The organism is Caulobacter sp. DWR3-1-2 (assembly GCF_049896225.1).
Lineage (GTDB): Bacteria > Pseudomonadota > Alphaproteobacteria > Caulobacterales > Caulobacteraceae > Caulobacter.
Window position 1 is genome coordinate 1 of record NZ_JAFCTW010000018.1, and the last position, 16,703, is coordinate 16,703.

At 66.7% G+C, this 16,703-nt stretch carries 11 protein-coding genes; 5 read left to right on the forward strand and 6 right to left on the reverse strand.

The annotated features are described in order from the left end of the window. The 3 genes from ACP696_RS19395 to ACP696_RS19405 form a co-directional block, all read left to right on the forward strand. A partial coding sequence (locus tag ACP696_RS19395; RefSeq protein ID WP_426044186.1) for an EF-Tu/IF-2/RF-3 family GTPase occupies positions 1-453 on the forward strand: 453 nt, incomplete at its 5' end. 152 nt (positions 454-605) lie between these two features. Further along, positions 606-1,100 carry a thermonuclease family protein gene (locus ACP696_RS19400; protein WP_426015227.1) on the forward strand — a complete coding sequence of 165 codons (495 nt, stop codon included), beginning with the start codon at positions 606-608 and terminating at the stop codon, positions 1,098-1,100. 56 nt (positions 1,101-1,156) lie between these two features. Further along, complete coding sequence (locus tag ACP696_RS19405) at positions 1,157-1,612, forward strand: DoxX family protein (RefSeq protein ID WP_426044187.1); 456 nt, start codon at positions 1,157-1,159, stop codon at positions 1,610-1,612. A gap of 55 nt (positions 1,613-1,667) precedes the next feature. Here the strand turns inward: ACP696_RS19405 and ACP696_RS19410 are convergent, their stop codons facing one another. The 4 genes from ACP696_RS19410 to ACP696_RS19425 form a co-directional block, all read right to left on the reverse strand. Beyond that, the gene (locus ACP696_RS19410; protein ID WP_426044188.1) at positions 1,668-4,808 is read right to left on the reverse strand and encodes an efflux RND transporter permease subunit; all 3,141 of its coding nucleotides are present in this window, start codon (positions 4,806-4,808) and stop codon (positions 1,668-1,670) included. Beyond that, positions 4,808-5,884, reverse strand: a complete 1,077-nt coding sequence (locus ACP696_RS19415; protein ID WP_426031900.1) for an efflux RND transporter periplasmic adaptor subunit — start codon at positions 5,882-5,884, stop codon at positions 4,808-4,810. Before ACP696_RS19415 ends, ACP696_RS19410 begins: the two co-directional genes overlap by 1 nt. Then, entirely contained in the window at positions 5,881-7,434 is a 1,554-nt protein-coding gene (locus tag ACP696_RS19420; RefSeq protein ID WP_426044189.1) for an efflux transporter outer membrane subunit, read from the reverse strand. The genes ACP696_RS19415 and ACP696_RS19420 overlap by 4 nt, the downstream gene beginning before the upstream one ends. 62 nt (positions 7,435-7,496) lie before the next feature. Beyond that, complete coding sequence (locus ACP696_RS19425) at positions 7,497-8,189, reverse strand: MarR family winged helix-turn-helix transcriptional regulator (RefSeq protein ID WP_426044190.1); 693 nt, start codon at positions 8,187-8,189, stop codon at positions 7,497-7,499. Between the two features lie 438 nt (positions 8,190-8,627). Between ACP696_RS19425 and ACP696_RS19430 the strand changes: the two genes are divergently transcribed. After that, positions 8,628-11,669: a TonB-dependent receptor gene (locus ACP696_RS19430; RefSeq protein ID WP_426044191.1), complete on the forward strand. Its 3,042-nt coding sequence runs from the start codon at positions 8,628-8,630 to the stop codon at positions 11,667-11,669. Positions 11,670-11,704: 35 nt separating this feature from the next. On the opposite strand, the gene ACP696_RS19435 is transcribed toward ACP696_RS19430, so the two are convergent. Both ACP696_RS19435 and ACP696_RS19440 read right to left on the reverse strand, forming a co-directional pair. Continuing rightward, positions 11,705-12,949 (reverse strand): TetR/AcrR family transcriptional regulator, encoded by a 1,245-nt coding sequence (locus ACP696_RS19435; RefSeq protein ID WP_426044192.1) that lies wholly within the window; start codon positions 12,947-12,949, stop codon positions 11,705-11,707. A 172-nt stretch (positions 12,950-13,121) separates the two neighbouring features. Continuing rightward, positions 13,122-15,065: an ATP-binding protein gene (locus ACP696_RS19440; protein WP_426044193.1), complete on the reverse strand. Its 1,944-nt coding sequence runs from the start codon at positions 15,063-15,065 to the stop codon at positions 13,122-13,124. Positions 15,066-15,194: 129 nt separating this feature from the next. On the opposite strand from ACP696_RS19440, the gene ACP696_RS19445 reads away from it, so the two are divergent. Beyond that, positions 15,195-16,421, forward strand: coding sequence for a serine hydrolase domain-containing protein (locus ACP696_RS19445; protein WP_426015210.1), 1,227 nt, complete (start codon positions 15,195-15,197; stop codon positions 16,419-16,421). The last annotated feature ends 282 nt before the right edge of the window (positions 16,422-16,703 follow it).

Below are 16,703 nucleotides of genomic sequence, written 5' to 3' on the forward strand. Positions count from 1 at the left end.
ATCGTCGGCATCCGCCCGGTCCAGAAGACGACCTGCACCGGCGTCGAAATGTTCCGCAAGCTGCTCGACCAAGGTCAGGCCGGCGACAATGTGGGCGTGCTGCTGCGCGGCACCAAGCGTGAAGACGTCGAGCGCGGCCAGGTTCTCTGCAAGCCCGGCTCGATCACCCCGCACACCAAGTTCGTGGCCGAGGCCTATATCCTGACCAAGGAAGAAGGCGGTCGTCACACCCCGTTCTTCACCAACTATCGCCCGCAGTTCTACTTCCGCACCACGGACGTCACCGGGATCATCAAGCTGCGCGAAGGCGTGGAAATGATCATGCCGGGCGACAACGCCGAGCTGGACGTCGAGCTGATCACCCCGATCGCCATGGACCAGGGTCTGCGCTTCGCCATCCGCGAAGGCGGCCGCACGGTCGGCGCCGGCGTCGTGGCCAAGATCGTCGAATAGTCTCGACGCTCTAAACTTCGGCTGAGATTGCGAAGGCCCCGGGGGAAACCCCGGGGCCTTTTGCTTTACCAAGTTCCTCCCCCTGTGGGGGAGGACCTAGTCCGCCGCAGGCCGATGCACTACCTTCACCACAAGCCTGGAAGGGAAGTCCCGTGATCCGCAAACGCATGCTTGCCCTGTCGATGGCGACAGCCCTGACCGCTTGCCACAAGACGCCCGACCCACCCGCCTCCGTGCTCCAGCCCCCTGGCCTGGGCGACCGCGTGCGGGTGCTCGGCGCCGACGCCTTCGTGATCGACGGCCGGCATGTGCGGCTGGCCAACGCCTATGCTCCCCAGGGGGTGCCGGACGCTCGCTGCTGGGCCGAGGCCAGCGCGTCCAAACTGGCCAATGACTGGGTGCGCGCCAAGGTGCGCGAGGCCCGCGCCGTCACCGTCGAGCCGACGGGCGGGGTGGACGAGTATCATCGCGACCTGGCCCATGTCGGCTTCGACGGCGTCGACCTGGGACAGGCGCTGTTCGAGGCCGGCTTGGCCGGACGGCGCACCGACGCGCCCAATGGCCGGTTCTCGTGGTGCGATCCGATCAGCGGCCGGGCCACCGGGGCTCCGGCCGTCGGCACGCTGCTCGACAACGGAACGCGCTGAGGCGCGGCGGGGCAACCGGAACGGCGCACGGCCATTGATAGCGGCGGGAGAGCCGCATGATCCAGATCTATCAGACCGCCACCGGCGCCCTTCACGGCCTTGCGCCCTACGCCGCCCTGGCGGCCAGGCTGGTGATAGGCGTGATGTTCGCACTGTCGGGCTGGTGCAAGCTGACCAATGCCGAGCAGCACGCCAAGATGCGCCGATCGCTGCAGGAGGCTGGGATTCGCGCGCCGGAGGTTCAAGGCTGGCTCGTTGCGGCCTGCGAGCTTCTGTTCGGCGGCCTGCTGGTCCTGGGCCTGGCGACGCCGCTCGGCGCCGGCGTCCTGGCGATCATCTGCCTGGTGGCCCTGTTCACGGTGACCGGCAAGGAAATCGAGGGCGCCTCGCCGCTGATGCGCCTGTCTTCTCTGCTCTACAAGCCCGAGGTGCTGCTGCTGACGTTGCTGACCTGGCTGATTGTCGCGGGGCCGGGCTCGCTGTCGCTGGACGGCGCACTGGGGCTTTCCTGATTCCGCTCATCCCGGCATTCGCGGGGATGAGCGGTTCATCGAGGATTTGCGGTCCCTAAAGCCGGTCTACCGGCGACGCGGCCGCGCCGCCCGCCGCCTCGCGCGGGGTGGTCCAGCGCGACAGCTTTGGCGTCAGCCATTGCTCGATGTCGTCGACGATCTCGTAGACCACCGGCACCAGAACCAGCGACAGCACGGTCGAGGTGATCAGGCCGCCAATCACGGCCACAGCCATCGGCTGGCGGAATTCCGACCCCGTGCCGATGCCGAGCGCCGTCGGAAGCATGCCGGCCATCATGGCCAGGGTGGTCATGACGATCGGCCGGGCCCGCTCGCGGCAGGCCTCGATGATGGCCTCACGCTGGCTCATGCCGGCCCGCTCCTGTTCGATGGCGTATTCGACCAGCAGGATCGAGTTCTTGGCCGCCAGCCCCATCAACATCAGGAAGCCGATCAGCGACGGCATCGACAGCGACTGGCCGGTGATCAGCAGGGCGAAGAACGCCCCGCCGATCGCCAAAGGCAGTGCCGAAATGATGGTGATCGGTTTGAAGAAGCTGCGGAACAGCAGGATCAGCACCCCAAACACCAGCCCGACCGCCGACAGCAGGGCGACCGCGAAACCGGTGAACAGCTCGACGAAGGCCTCCTGATCGCCGGCCGTGGCCGGACCGACGCCGGGCGGCAGATGCTTCATGGTCGGCAGGGCGCCGACGTCGCTCATCGCCTGGCCCAGCTGGGCGCCGTTGTTGAGGTCGGCCTCGATGGTCACCTGACGCTTGCGGCCGAAGCGGAGGATCTGGGCCGGACCGGCCTGGAACGACAGTTCGGCCACGGAGTCGAGGCGGGTCGTGCCGCCGCTGGCCGTGGGGATGCGCAGGGCGCCCAAGGCGCTGAGGTCGGCACGGGTCTCGGCCGGCAGGCGCACACGGATCGGAATCCGCCGCTCGCCCTGGGTCATCTTGGCGACGTTGGCGTCGATGTCGCCCACCGTGGCCACGCGGGCGATGGCGGCAATGTCTGCGGCGCTGACGCCGAGGCGCGCGGCCTCGTCGGCCTTGGGCCGGATGACGATTTCGGGGCCGCTGGGGGGCGAGGACGGGCGCGGATCGGCGACCGTGCTCAGGGCCTGCATCTCGCGCTCGATCTGGGCCGCCGTGCGCTCCAGCAGCGGGCCGTCTTCCGAGGTCAGGATGGTTTGCACCTCCGAGGTGCCCCAGTCGCCGAGCAGGTTGACCCGGGCGTCGGGGATGTCGTGCAGCCCGTTGCGGACCACCTGCTTGATCTGCGTCACCGTCAGGTCGCGCTTGCCGTTCAGGACGATGGTGATGGTCGCGTCGCGGATGTCCGAGCCGGCCACGCCGCCAAAGCCGCTGCCGATATTGGAGCCGACCTGGGCGAAGACGTGGGAGGTTTCCGGCCGGCCCCTGAACATCTTGGTCACCGCCTGGACGGTGCGTTCCATGTCGGCCGGGGTCGCGCCGGGCGGACCCTGGACCTTCAGGTAATAGAAGTTGGCGTTGGCGGCCGGTTGGAAGGCGGTGGGAATGAACTTCACCATGCCAAACGATCCGACCAGGATCACCGTGCCGATGATGATCGCCAGGATCCGGTGGTCCAGCGACCACTCCAGCACATTGCGATAGAAGCCCTTGAAGTCCTTGCGCGGGTGGGCGTGCTCGACCGGCTTGAGGAAATAGGCGGCCAGCAGCGGGGTCAGCAGGCGAGCCACGACCAGCGAGAACAGCACCGCCACCGCGACGGTCAGGCCGAACTCCTTGAAGAACTGGCCGGGCGTGCCGGGCATGTAGGACACCGGCACGAACACCGCCACGATGGTGAAGGTGGTGGCCACCACGGCCAGGCCGATGGCGTCGGCCCCCTCGATCGCCGCCTGGAAGGGCCTCTGGCCGCGGGCGACGCGTTTCTCGATGTTCTCGATCTCGACCACGGCGTCATCGACCAGGATGCCGATGACCAGGGTCAGGGCCAGCAGGGTCACGACGTTCAGCGAGAAGCCCATCATCGCCATGAAGGCGAAGGTGGGGATCAGCGACACCGGCATGGCGATGGCGGTAATCAGGGTGGCCCGCCATTCGCGCAGGAACAGAAACACCACCAGCGAGGCCAGCAGCATGCCTTCCAGCAGGGTGTGCTCGGTGGCGGCGAAGCTGGCGCGGGTCTCATCGACGGTCGAGAAGATCTTCACGAACGACACGCCAGGCTGCTTGGCCTCAATCCCGCCGATGGCTTTCTTGATATTGTCCTCGACGGCCACGTCGCTGGAATCGCGGGTCTTCATCACCTGGAAGGCGACCACGGGTTTGCCGTCCAGGCGGGCAAAGCCGCGCTGCTCCTCGGCGCCCTGGCCCACCTGGGCGACGTCGGTCAGTTTCACATAGCGGCCGCCGACGATCGGGATGGTGATGTCGCGCAGCTGCTCGATGGTGGTGGCGGCGCCGAGCACCCGCAGGGTCTGCTCGCGACCACCAATGGTGGCCCGGCCGCCCGGCGCGTCGACGCTGAAGCTGGCCAGGGCCTGGTTCAGTTGCGGCGCGGTGACGCCGAAGCTGGCCAGGCGATCGGGGTCGATGATGACATTGATCTCGCGATCGATGCCGCCGACGCGGGACACCTGCGCCACGCCCTTTTCCCCCTGCAGGGCGCGGGTGACGGTGTCGTCGATGAACCACGACAGCTCGGTGGCGCTCATGTTGGGCGCCGAGACGGCGTAGGTGATGATCGGGGCGCTGGTGATTTCCAGCCGCTGGACGATCGGCTCGTCAACCTCCTTGGGAAGCAGCGAGCGGGTCTGATCGACCTTGGAGCGCACCTCGTCGGTGACCTTCTGCAGGTCTTCGCCGAGGTTGAACTGAATGGTCGTGATCGACGCGCCCTGGACCACCGAGGAGGTGATGGTCTTGACGTTGGAGATGCTGGCCACGGCGTCCTCGATCGGACGGGTGACCTGGGTCTCCATCTCGCCGGGCGCGGCGCCGCTCTGGGTGACGGTCACCGACACCGAGGGGAACTCGACATTGGGGAACTGCTTGATCGGCAGGGTCAGGTAGCAGCCGATGCCGGCGATGATCAGGGCGATGAACAGCACCGCGACCGGGATCGGGTTGCGGATCGCCCAGGCGGAGATCTGCAGCTCGCGCGTTTTCTGCTGGGGGGTCTTCTGTTCGCCAGCCATCAGCGGGCCGCCTGCTGGCTCGGCGCCGAGGGACGGATGACATCGCCGTCGGTGACGAACGAGGCGCCGCCGAGCACGACGCGCGTGCCGGCCGGCGGGCCCTGGATCAGTTGAGCCCAGCCGCCGCCCTTCTGGCCGACCTTCACCGCCACCTGGTGGGCGCGGTTGTTGCTGTCGACGGTCATCAGAAACAGGCCGTCGGCCTCGTAGCGGATCGCCGACTCCGGCACCGCCGTGACGCTGGCGCCCGAGGCCCCAAAGGTGGCGCGACCAAAGCCGCCGGGCCTCAGGTCGGGACGGACCGGCAGGCGCACGCGCACCTTGCCCAGGCGGTTGGCGCTATCAACCCGGGGACTGACCAGGCGCACCACGCCCGAGACAGATTGGCCGCCGGGCAGGGACACCTGGGCGGGCTGGCCGGCGCGGATACCCGCCAGGTCAGCCTCGTTGACCTCGGCGTCCAGCTCGACCAAGCCGTCGCGGGCGATGGTGAACCAGGGCGCGCCGCCGCCGCCGGCGATCTGCCCCGGCTGCACGCCGCGCTGCAGGACCCGGCCGCTGACCGGGGCGGTGATGGTCATCCGCGAGACGCGGGTGCGGATTTCGTTGAGCGCGGCTTCCTGGGCCTTGGCCTGGTAGCGCCGGGTCTCGATCTGCTCCTGGCTCAGCACGCCCTGACCATCAAGGCCCGCGACGCGCTTGGCTTCCGCCTGGGCCTGGGCGGTGAGGGCGGCCTGCTGGTCGACCTGGGCGCGCAGCAGGGTGGAGTCAAGCTGAGCCAGGGGCTGGCCGGCTCGCACCCAGTCGCCTTCGTCGGCGAACAGCCGCGCCACGCGATAACCGCTGAGCTCGGAGCCGACGGCGGCTTCCTCGCGCGAGACGAGCTGGCCCGACGCCTCGACCCCGCCGCCCAGCGGCCGGGTCTCGATGCTGCCGACGCTGACGGTGCGGGCCTGGGAGGCCGCCGTCTTGACGGGCGCCTTGTCCTTCTTGTCGCCACAGGCGGTCAGGCCGACCGACGCGATCAGCAGGACAGCGGCGAGCGTGGTGCGGGTCGTCATGGGGGAGGATCTCATTTCGGGGAAACCTGGGTCGGGGAAACCTGGGTCGAGGAACCCTGGGTCGAAGAACCCTGGGGCGAGGCCGGCGCATCCGGAGACCAGCCTCCGCCGAGCGCCTTGTAGGTCTGGACGGCGTGCAACAGGGCGTCGGTGCGGGCCCCGGTCAGGGCGGTGCGGGCGGCGCGCCAGGACTGCTCGGCCTGGAGGGTGGTGGTCAGGTCGATCAAGCCCAGGCCGTAGCCCTTGCGGTTGGCGGTGTAGGCGCGTTCGGCGCGGGCCTCGCCGGCCGTCAGCAGGGTAACGCGACGCTGGTCGGCGGCCAGTTGCACCATGGCGTTCTCGGCCTCGCCATAGGCGGTCTGCACCGACCGCTCATAGGCGATGGCCGCCTGCTGGGTGCGGGCGTTCTGGGCGTCGATGTCGGCCAACAGGGCCGGGATGTTAAGCACCGGGATCGAGACGTTTGCCCCGATCGACCAGGCCGAGCTGGTGGTCGAGGTCTGGCCGCTCCCGCCGCCGCCCGCGAAGGGGAAGGACGGCGAGACGCTCTTGGACAGCCCGACGCCCGGCGTCAGGTTGAAGGTCGGCAGCAGGGCCAGCTCATTGATCTTCAGATTGCCCGAGGCCGAGGCCAACCGCGCCTGGGCTTCGCGGATGTCGGGGCGGCGACCCAGCAGATCGCCGGGGATGGTCGCCGGCACGGGCGGGGCGGCGTCCAGCACGGCCGTGACCGTCAGGCTGCCTACGGAGTCGATCCCGCGGCCGACCAGGATCAGCAGGCTGCGCCGCGCCGTGGCCAACTGGGCTTCCAGGTTGGCGACGCGCGCCTGGGTTCCGGCGAGGTCGGATTCGGCGCGGTCGGATTCCGAAGTGGCGATCAGGCCGGCATTGGCCTTCTTGACCGAAAAGTCGCGCAGCGAGGCGTTGATGCGCTCGGTTTGCCGGGCGTCATCCAGTTGCACGGCCAGGCCCCGCGCTTCGAAATAGGACTGGGCGACATTGGCGGCCAGAGAGGCCCGCGCGCCCTCATAGGCGAAGCGGGCGGCGGCCAGGTCGTTGTTGACCACGCCCAGGGCGGAGCGCTTGCGGCCGAACAGATCCAGTTCCCAACTGACGTCGAAATTGGCGGCGTAGGCCTCGCTGTCGCCACCTTGGGTGAAGCCCGCCGCGCCGCTGCTGTCGAGGATCTCGGTGTGGGTCTTCTTGGCGCTTCCGGTCAGGGGCGTGCCCGGGATGTAGATCTGGCGGATCTGGCCGCGGCGCACGGCGCGGGCCTCGTCCAGCACAGCTGCGGCGCTGCGGGCGTCGGGCGCCTTTTCAAGCGCCGTCTCGATCAGGCGGGTCAGCAGCGGGTCGTTGAAGGTGGTCCACCAGCGATCCAGGCTGGCCCGGGGCAGCACGGTTCCGGCCGGCGCCTCATAGGCGGCGGGCAGGCGGGTGTCGGGCGTCGGGCGCGGGGTGCTGACGCAGCCGGCGAGGCTCAGGCTCAGGCCCAGCGCCAGGCCCAGCGCCAGGATCGACGCCGAGGTTTGGAATGGCCGAGGGCGGCGACGCTCACCGGTCATGAATGCACTCATCGACAAATACCTTTGGGCGCGTTCGCGCGGAGAGAGGGCGGGCATCGCGTTCAGCAAGAGTCCGCGGTCGATGGAGGAAGGCCTGCAACGTCGCGATAGACGTCGACGACCTGATCCAGGAAGCCCTCGATGATCTGGCGCTCGGCCGGTGTCAGGCCGGCGATCACTCTGTCGAGACCGTCGATCATCGGCGCCAGCTTCTCGAAGGCTCTCTCCATCGAAGCTTCCACCGGAACCACGAAGATTTTGCGACGGTCGGTGGCCTTGCGTTGTCGCGAGACGTGACCGGCGCGCTCCAGGCGATCGACGATCTGGGTGGCGGCGGCGGTCGTCACCTTGAGACGTTCGGCCAGTTGGCTGGGCGTCAGAGGCCCGTTGTTCAGAAGCTGTTCCAGGGCCGCCATGTCGGTGACGTTGACGCCGAGGGCCTCGCCGATCTTCTTGCCGATCTCGCGATTCAGGAAGGAGATGGTCTTCAGGCGCTGACCGATCGGGTCGCGTGGCACATGCGCGCGCCATCCCTGCAAGGTCGGAGCCGGATGATCGGTCGTCATGACGGAAGACGTATTATTAAGATGCTTAGTAGTCAACCATCTTAATGCTGCGGTGCACAAATTTGCGATTGGCTGACCGACCTGCAGGCGTGTTGACCAACGCCGCAGGCAAGTATCGTCGTGGCCGGCGCGGGCTGTCGTTGACCTAGATGGGATCGCGAGCGACTTCGAAAAGAGGCGCGGCGTCATTTGATTCCCTTGCTCTCAAAGGCGTCGCGCGCATGGCAGGCGCCGCCTACGGCGTCGACGCTTCCCGGATATGACGAACGACAGGCCGACTTCGCGACATAGGCGGGCCGAATAATTTCGCCCTTCGGGATTGGTCGCATCGCAGCATCGGGCGGTCATTCGCAGCCGAGCGGTTGACGTACCGTCAAAACATACCGCATCATCGAAACAGGTGTTCGACTCCTCGGGGCGGCCGCCGGTTCGCGCGGAATGGCGGACTTAAAATCAAACGTTTCAAGTACTGGCCCAAGGAGACCCTAAGCTTGTCGGCTCGTTTATCCGCATCTTCAAGTTTCGAAACGCGTCCTCGCGGCGACGTCGCAGCCTTTGCGGCGCCACGTTCCTCCGATCGGCGCGGCGCGGAGCGTGCCGCCGACTGAGATCTCTCCGAAGCCCAAAATGTCTGCGTTCAAAAAAAGCAGCTCGGGAGGGAAGACAATGAAAAGAACGACGTTCCTGCGGGGGGCTTCGGCCCTGACGCTCGTCACGGCCTTGGCGTGCAGCGCCGCCCATGCCCAGACCAAATCCAGGGATCAGGGGCCGGTCGAGGTCGAGGAGATCATCGTCACCGGTTCGTTCATCCGCGGCACGCCCGAGGACGCCTCGCTGCCGGTCGATGTGATCGGCGCGGAGGACCTGCAGAAGCAGGGCTCGCCCTCGACGGTCGAATTGCTCAAGGCGCTACCGGTCTCGAACGGCGTGCTGGGCGACACCAACCAGTTCGACAGTCGCGCCCAAGGCTCGGAAGGTTCAGGCTCGGTCAACCTGCGAGGCCTTGGCTCGCAAAGGACGCTGGTGCTCTTCAACGGCCGACGCATGGCGATCAATCCGCTGGCCGCGGCCGGCGCCGGCATCGTCGACACCAACATCATCCCCGCCGCCGCCATCGGCCGGATCGAGGTGCTGAAGGACGGCGCGGCGGCCACCTACGGTTCGGACGCCATCGCCGGCGTCGTCAACTTCATCACCAAGAAGAACTTCAATGGCCTGGAAGCCGGCGCCGACTATCGGTTCATCGACGGTTCCAAGGGCGACTACGGCCTGAACGTCACCTACGGCAAGGTCTGGGACAACGCCAATTTCCTGGGCTCCATCGGTTGGCAACACCGCTCGAAGCTGTCGGTGGCCGATCGCGACTGGGCTAACAAGCCCTATCTGACCAATCCGGAAGCGGGCTGGTCGGCGGCGGGCAATCCCTCGACCTTCATCCCCGCCGCCGCCTCGACGACAGGCTTCCGCGACCCCAGTTGCTCGACCCTGGGGGGCTTTGCGGGCTTCAGCGGCCTGACGCCGGTCTGCTACTGGCACTATTCGCCGTTCGACAATCTGGTCGAGAAGCAGGACGCCATCCAGGCCTATGGCGAGGTCAACGCCGACCTGTCGGCCAAGACCAAGTTCCATGCCGAGGTGCTGTACAGCCATACCGACGTACCCGACTGGAACACTTCGCCGTCCTACGCCGGCCTGGCCGTGCCAACCGCCGAGGCCGCCGCCGCCCCGACCCTGGCGGGCCGCTATTATGTGCCGGCCAACAACCCCGGCCTGATCGCCTTCATGGCCGCCAACCCGACTATCACCACCACCAGCCTGGTGACCGGCGCCCAGACCACCGTGCCCTCGACCATCCTGGCGGGCGGGGCGATCAACGCCGCCAACCGCCCGTACGGCCTGGGAGGCAACCCGGCCTTCGGCTACGGCCCTTCGATCGGCGCCCGGGCCTATGACGCCTTCCGGGTGTCCAGCGACCTGTCAGGCGAGTTCGACAACGGCATCGGCTGGGACATCGCCCTGACCTATTCGCAGGAGGTCGGGATCCGCACGGGTTACGACACCCTGGTTAACCGCTTCGAGTTGGCCCTGCGCGGCCTGGGCGGTTCGCGTTGCGACACCGACGCGGCCACCCCAGGCATCCAAGGCACGCCTGGGGTCGGCGGCTGTCTGTTCTACAACCCCTTCGCCAACGCCATCCCCGGCAACGCCATCACCGGCGTGGCCAATCCGGCCTACAACTCGGCCCTGGCCAACAGCGAGGAGGTGACCCGCTGGTTCTTCCAGAAACTGTCGACCAAGCAGTCGTCGCGGCTGTTCGTCGGCGAGGCGGTGCTGAATGGCAAGACCAACATCACCCTGCCGGGCGGCGACATCGCCTGGGCGGCCGGGGTTCAGTATCGCCGCACCTATTTCAAGGCCGACTACAACAACATCAGCAACGCGGCGATCAATCCGTGCGTCAACACGCCCGACTTCGGCGTGACCAACTGCACGGGCTCGGTCCGCAACGGGCCCTTCATGTTCCTGGGCGTGGGCACCGAGGCTGACAAGCAGAGCGGCATCATGGCCGGGTTCGGCGAATTGAGCCTGCCGATCACCCAGTCCGTCCAGATGCAGCTGGCGGCCCGCTACGAGGACTATGGCGGGGCGACGGGCTCGACCTTCAATCCCAAGGCCGCGATCCGCTGGCAGGCGACCAAGTGGATGGCGTTCCGCGCCTCGGCTGGCTCCACCTTCCGCGGTCCGCCGGATCCGCAGTTGGTGACCTCGTCCATCACCTCGCTGCAGAGCATCCTCGGAGTGTTCCGCGCCGTCGACATCTACGGCAACCCCAACCTGCAGCCGGAAGAGGCCAACACCTATAACGCCGGCGTGCTGTTCAAGACCGGCGCCTTCAAGGCCAGCATCGACTATTTCCGGTTCGATTTCAAAAAGCCGATCGTCGCCGAACCGGTGGCCGGCATGGTTAGCGCCCTCTATCCGAACGGGGCGACGGGAGCCAACAACTGCGGCGTGGCCGCCTTCGCCGCCCTGCAGTCGCGCTTCACCTACAACACCAACTGCAACACGATCTCGTCGATCGCCCGCCTGCGGACCAACTATGTCAACGGGCCCGACATCCGCAATTCGGGCTTCGACTTCTCGGCCGACTACCTGTTCGAGGGTGTGCTGGGCGGCAATGTCGCGCTTGGGACCAACGCCACCTACATCTCCGAATACAAGGTGTCGGCGCAGACTGTCGAAGGGGTGGTGGTCTCGCCGGCCTTCGACGCGGTTGGCAAGCTGAACTACCAGACGATCGCCGTGCCGATTCCGCAGTGGAAGGGCGACGTCTATGCCCAATGGTCGATGGGGCCGCATAACCTGCGGGCCACGGTGCACTATATCGACAGCTACACCGACCGGCGCACCGCGCCGTTCGCCACCGGCGCCTACAAGGACACCACCGGCGCGCCGGTGACGGTCTCCGCCGGCAAGACGATCGACAAGCAGATCCTCACCGACCTGGCCTATCGGGTGTTCCTGCCCTGGGACACCACCCTGACGGCGGCGATCACCAATGTTTTCGACAAGGATCCGTCCTATGCGAGGCTGGACCTGGGCTATGACCCCTTCACGGGCGACCCCCTGGGACGGACCTACAAGATGGGGATCCGCAAGAAGTTCTAACCCTTTTTCGCCCTCTCCCGGAGGGAGAGGGTTTCCTACTTCGTGAACAGTCCCATCAGAAGCGGCCGGGCGAACAGCCTGGCCGCTTCGTCGCGTTCGACGCCGGGCACCCAGGCGCCCAGCGAGGCCGCCGCGTTGAGCATCGAATTGATCATGTGGGCCGCGATCATCGGATCGACCGCCCGCACCGAGCGCTCCGCCACCCCATCGGAAATGATCGCCGCGAACCGCTCCGAGCCACGGTTGTAGCCTTGCGACATCTCGTGGCGAATCTCGATCGGCAACGCCCCCATCGACGAGGCGCGCAGCAGCGGACCGTGCTCTGACAGCTGATACTCGACCAAGGCCGCCGTCGCTGCGGCGACCTGCTCCCAGCCATCCTGGCCAAGGGCCCGGGCGTCGGCCTGGGCCTTGCGGGTGACGGCGAAGGTGCGCTCGAAACACTCCACCACCAGGGCGTCCTTGTCCTCATGGTGGTGGTAGAACGAACCCTTGGTGACGTTGAGCTGGGCCGAGATTTCTTCAACCGAAGCCCCGCGATAGCCCCGCTGGTTGATCAGGCGGGTGGCGGCCACCAGGAAGGTTTCACGCCATTCCTGGCCGTCGGGCGACTGCGGCGTCGGGTCGGGCAGGGCGGCCGGCGCCCAGTCGCGACTCTCCCCCTTCTCGTTGGGAGGGGCCAAGCCATTGACCAGGATGTCGTACATCTTGTCGCGCACCCGGCCGTAATCATCGACGTCGTAGCGCCGCAACCACGAGCCGGCCCAGAACATCTGCTCCAGCAGCAGGTGAGTGCGGGCGTTGCGCTCGCGCTTGTCGAGATGCTCGAAGTCTGGCCCTTCGAAAAAGCGCCTTACCCGGCGAAACAGGTCGGCGAACGCGCCCTGCACCGAGGCGCGCAAAGGCTCCTTCAGGGCCCGCATTTCGGTGAAGCTTGTCAAAGGCGCGGCCTCCCCCAATCGCACCCTGCGGTTCAGGTCGAGATAGAGCTCGAGGAACTTCAACAGGCGGCCACGGCGATCGGGCGCGCGGTCGGCCTCGGTGACGAGGGCGTCGAAGCGTTCCAACCCGCGCATGAAACAGGCGGCCGCCAGGTCGTCCTTCTTGCGGTAATAATAGGTGACGCTGGTGGTGATCAGACCGACCTTGGCGGCGACGTCGGCCAGGGTCATGCCCTTGACGCCCTGGCGATTGAGGATCGCGGTCGCGGCGGCGAGGATCGCCTCCTTCTTCTTCGCGTACCGCTCCGTGGCGGGGGTCGCGGTCCGACCGTCATCCATGTGCTTGCCCCTCAACGCCGGTCACCGCGCGCGGCTTTTGGACCGGTTAGTCCAATTTAGGAAGCCCCAGCGACGTCACAAGACGCGCGCGACCCTTCCGGCGCCGCTTTCATGGGCGCTCGATCTTGCTGCCGTATTGCAGGCGTGCGGCGGAAGCGGGACGCTCGAAGCCTCAGGTCGCCTGGCGTGCGCTATCCGCCTCTGTCAGGGTCGCGGCGGCCAGGACGGCGGCGATTGTCTGGACCAGGACGGTGGGCGACAACGGCTTGGCGACGGCGCCGTTCATGCCCGCCGCCAGATAGGCCGCCTGCTGGTGCGCCATGGCGTTGGCGGTCATGGCGACGATCGGCGTCCGCGCCGCCGCGCCGCCCAGGTCGCGGATTCGCCGCGTGGCCTCGACCCCATCGATGCCGGGCATCTGAATGTCCATGAAGATCAGGTCGTAGCCGCCCTGGGCGCCAGAACGGTTGGCGGCTTCCACGCCGGCCGTGCCGTCCTCGGCCGTTTCGACCACCGCGCCCATGGCCTCCAGCAGGCGACTGGCGATCAGCCGGTTGGTGGCGTTGTCCTCGACGATCAACACCCGCAGGCCGGCCAGCAAAGCAATCTCAACCTCGTCGTTCTCCGCGACGGTCTCGACGGCGCGTTCGACGTCGATCTCCAGCCAGAAGGTCGAGCCCTGGCCTGGCTGGCTGGTGAAGCCAATGTCGCCGCCCATCAGGGTGGCCAGGCGACGGGTTATGGCCAGGCCCAGTCCCGCGCCGCCGAACCGCCGCGTGGTCGAGCCGTCGGCCTGGTTGAAGCGCCCGAACAGGCCCGCGCCTGCGGCCTCGTCGATACCGACCCCGCTGTCTTCGATCTCGAAGCGCAAACGCAGGCCGTCGGCGGCTTCACGTGAGGTCAGCCGCGCCTGAACGCCGCCTTCCAGGGTGAACTTCACCGCGTTGCCCAGCAGATTGAACAGCCCTTGGCGCAGCCGCAGGGGGTCGGCGTTGACCCATCCAATGCCAGGATCGACCGTGACATCGAGCGCCAGGCCGCGTTCCTGGGCCTGGGGCCTCAGCAGCTCGGCGACGCTGCGCAGCAGGGCGGCGGGGTCGATCGGCTCGGGATTGAGTTCAAGCTTGCCGGCTTCGATCTTCGAAAAGTCGATGATGTCGTTGAGCAGTTCGGACAGCATGGCGCCGCAGCCCAGGGCCTCGTTCAGCAGCAGGCGACCGTCTTCAGACAGCTTTTCGCGCTTGAGCAGGTGCATGACGCCCAGCACGCCGTTCATTGGGGTGCGGATTTCGTGGCTCATATTGGCCAGGAACTGCGACTTGGCGTCGGCGGCGTCCAGGGCGGCGTCGCGGGCGGCGACCAGTTCTGTCACATTCTGGCTGATGCCGATCACGTCCCAGGTGTTGGCGCTGGCGCCTTTGACGCCGCGCCAGGCCGCGCGCATCCAGACCCAGATCTGGTTGGCCGGATCGAGATAGCGGTAGGTCAGGACCTGATGGTCGCCCTGCGCCAGGGTCTGGATGAAGGCGTCCCACACCCTCTGGCGATCCTCGCCATGGATCGAGGTGGTCATTTCCTGGATCGTCATCATCCGGACCCCGCCCTGGGGCGAGGAGGGGGTGGCGATGTCCTGCTCGAAAACATAGACGCCCTTGCGAGCATCGAAGCGCCAGACATAGACCCCGGCGGCGTTGCGCAGCAATTCGTTGGCGCGCTCAGCCTGCTGGCGCTCGATGCGACGCGTGCGGTCCTCGCTGAAATCCTGGAACACGATAAGCAGGGCTTCGCCGGGCAGGGCCTTCGATTGCGAGCGCACCCACAGCCATCCGCCGCCCTTGCGGGCCAGGCGGTGTTCGGAGCGCGCCTGGCCTTGTGCGCTCAGGGCGGCCCCAATGGCCTGGATGGTCTCGGTGTCGTGCAGGTGGAAGAAATCGCGGATGGGGCGGCCCAAGGTTTCCTGGGCGGTCCAGCCGGTCAGCCGGATCCAGGCGGGATTGACCCGCGCGACGGCGCTCTTCTCGATCACCACGAACATGTCGAGGCTGTTGTCGAAGAACCAATCGGCGGCGGCCTGCTCGATCTGCGTGGGCGGCTTGTCGTGCAAGTACTTGCCCATCCCCACTCCCTAGTTTTCAATCGATATGCGCATGATCGGGTAAAGTTAGCGTTTCGACGTACCGCTTCTTCGATCGGCCTCAAGAACAGTGGACGCCGCCCGCCTCGGGTGGCCGTGGGAGATACGCCGTTGAGCACACCGGAAGCCGTGGGTCTGTCGTCGGACCGATTGAAGCGCATCGACGCCTTCATCCAAGACCAATATATCGCGCCCGGAAAACTGCCGTGCGCTCTCGTTCAGGTCTGGCGTCGTGGCCAGTTGGCCCATACCGCGATCCTGGGCTCCGCCGACAAGGAACGCGGCTTGCCGCTGAAGGCCGACAGCCTGTTTCGCATCTATTCGATGACCAAGCCGATCACCTCGATCGCCTTCATGATGCTGGTCGAGGAGGGTAAGGTCGCGCTTGACGATCCGGTGCACCGCTACATCCCGGCCTGGAAAAACCTGGGCGTGTTCCAGGCTGGCGTGGCGGGCGCGTTCCAGACCAAGCCCGTCTCCGAGCCCATGCGGATCGTCGATCTGCTGCGCCATACCGCCGGTTTGACCTATGGCTTCCAGCAGCGAAGCAATGTCGACGCGGCCTATCGCAAGCTGAAGCTCGATGGGGTCGATAGCGACGGCGGGCTGAATGACTTCATCGGGACGCTGGGAACCGTGCCGCTGGAATTCAGCCCTGGCGAGGCCTGGAACTATTCGGTGGCCACCGACGTGCTGGGCTATCTGGTTCAGCTGATTTCGGGCCAGCCATTCGAGACGTTTCTTAAGGAGCGGATTTTCGACCCGCTGAAGATGGTCGATACCGGTTTCTTCGTCCCGGAAAGTCAGAAGGATCGTTTTACCGCCTGCTACACCCTCAACGCCAAGGGTGAGGTGGTGCTGCAGGACGATCCCGAGACCAGCCGCTACCTCACCGATCCCTCGGTCAAGTCGGGCGGCGGCGGGCTGGTCTCGACGGCCGACGATTACATGCGGTTCTGCCGCATGCTGCTGAACGGCGGCGAACTGGACGGCGCCCGGATCGTCAGCCCCAAGACCTTGAAGCTGATGACCACCAATCATCTGCCAGGCGGCAAGGAACTGACGGAGATGTCGCAATCGCTGTTCAGCGAAGCGGTGTTTGAGGGCCTGGGCTTTGGCCTCGGCTTCGCGATGACCGTCGATCAGGCCCGAACCAGGAACCTTGGCTCGCTGGGCGAATATTTCTGGGGCGGCATGGCCTCGACCGCATTCTGGATCGATCCGGTCGAGGATCTGGCGGTGGTGTTCATGACCCAGCTGATCCCGTCCTCGGCCTACCCGATCCGGCGCGAGCTGCGCACCCTGGTCTATGCGGCCTTCACGGAGTCGGCGGCTTAGGGCACAGAGCCTGGAAAGAAAGCGGCGCGGGAGAGGGCTCCCGCGCCGAGTGCGCTTCACCTAGTCGACACGCCTGTCGGCGCGCCGCGGCCGCTCCGGATCGGTTTCGAAGATGGGGGACGCATGCAAGTCGCTCCCTGGAAACCGAGTCAGCGCGTACGCCCCTTGTCAGTCGGACCATTTGTCCAAGGCCGCCTGGTGTTGGCGGGCCTCTTGTCCTGGCGAATATCCCCCACCGCCCGAATGTTCAGACTGAAACTGGCATTTTCGAATTTCTAGTAT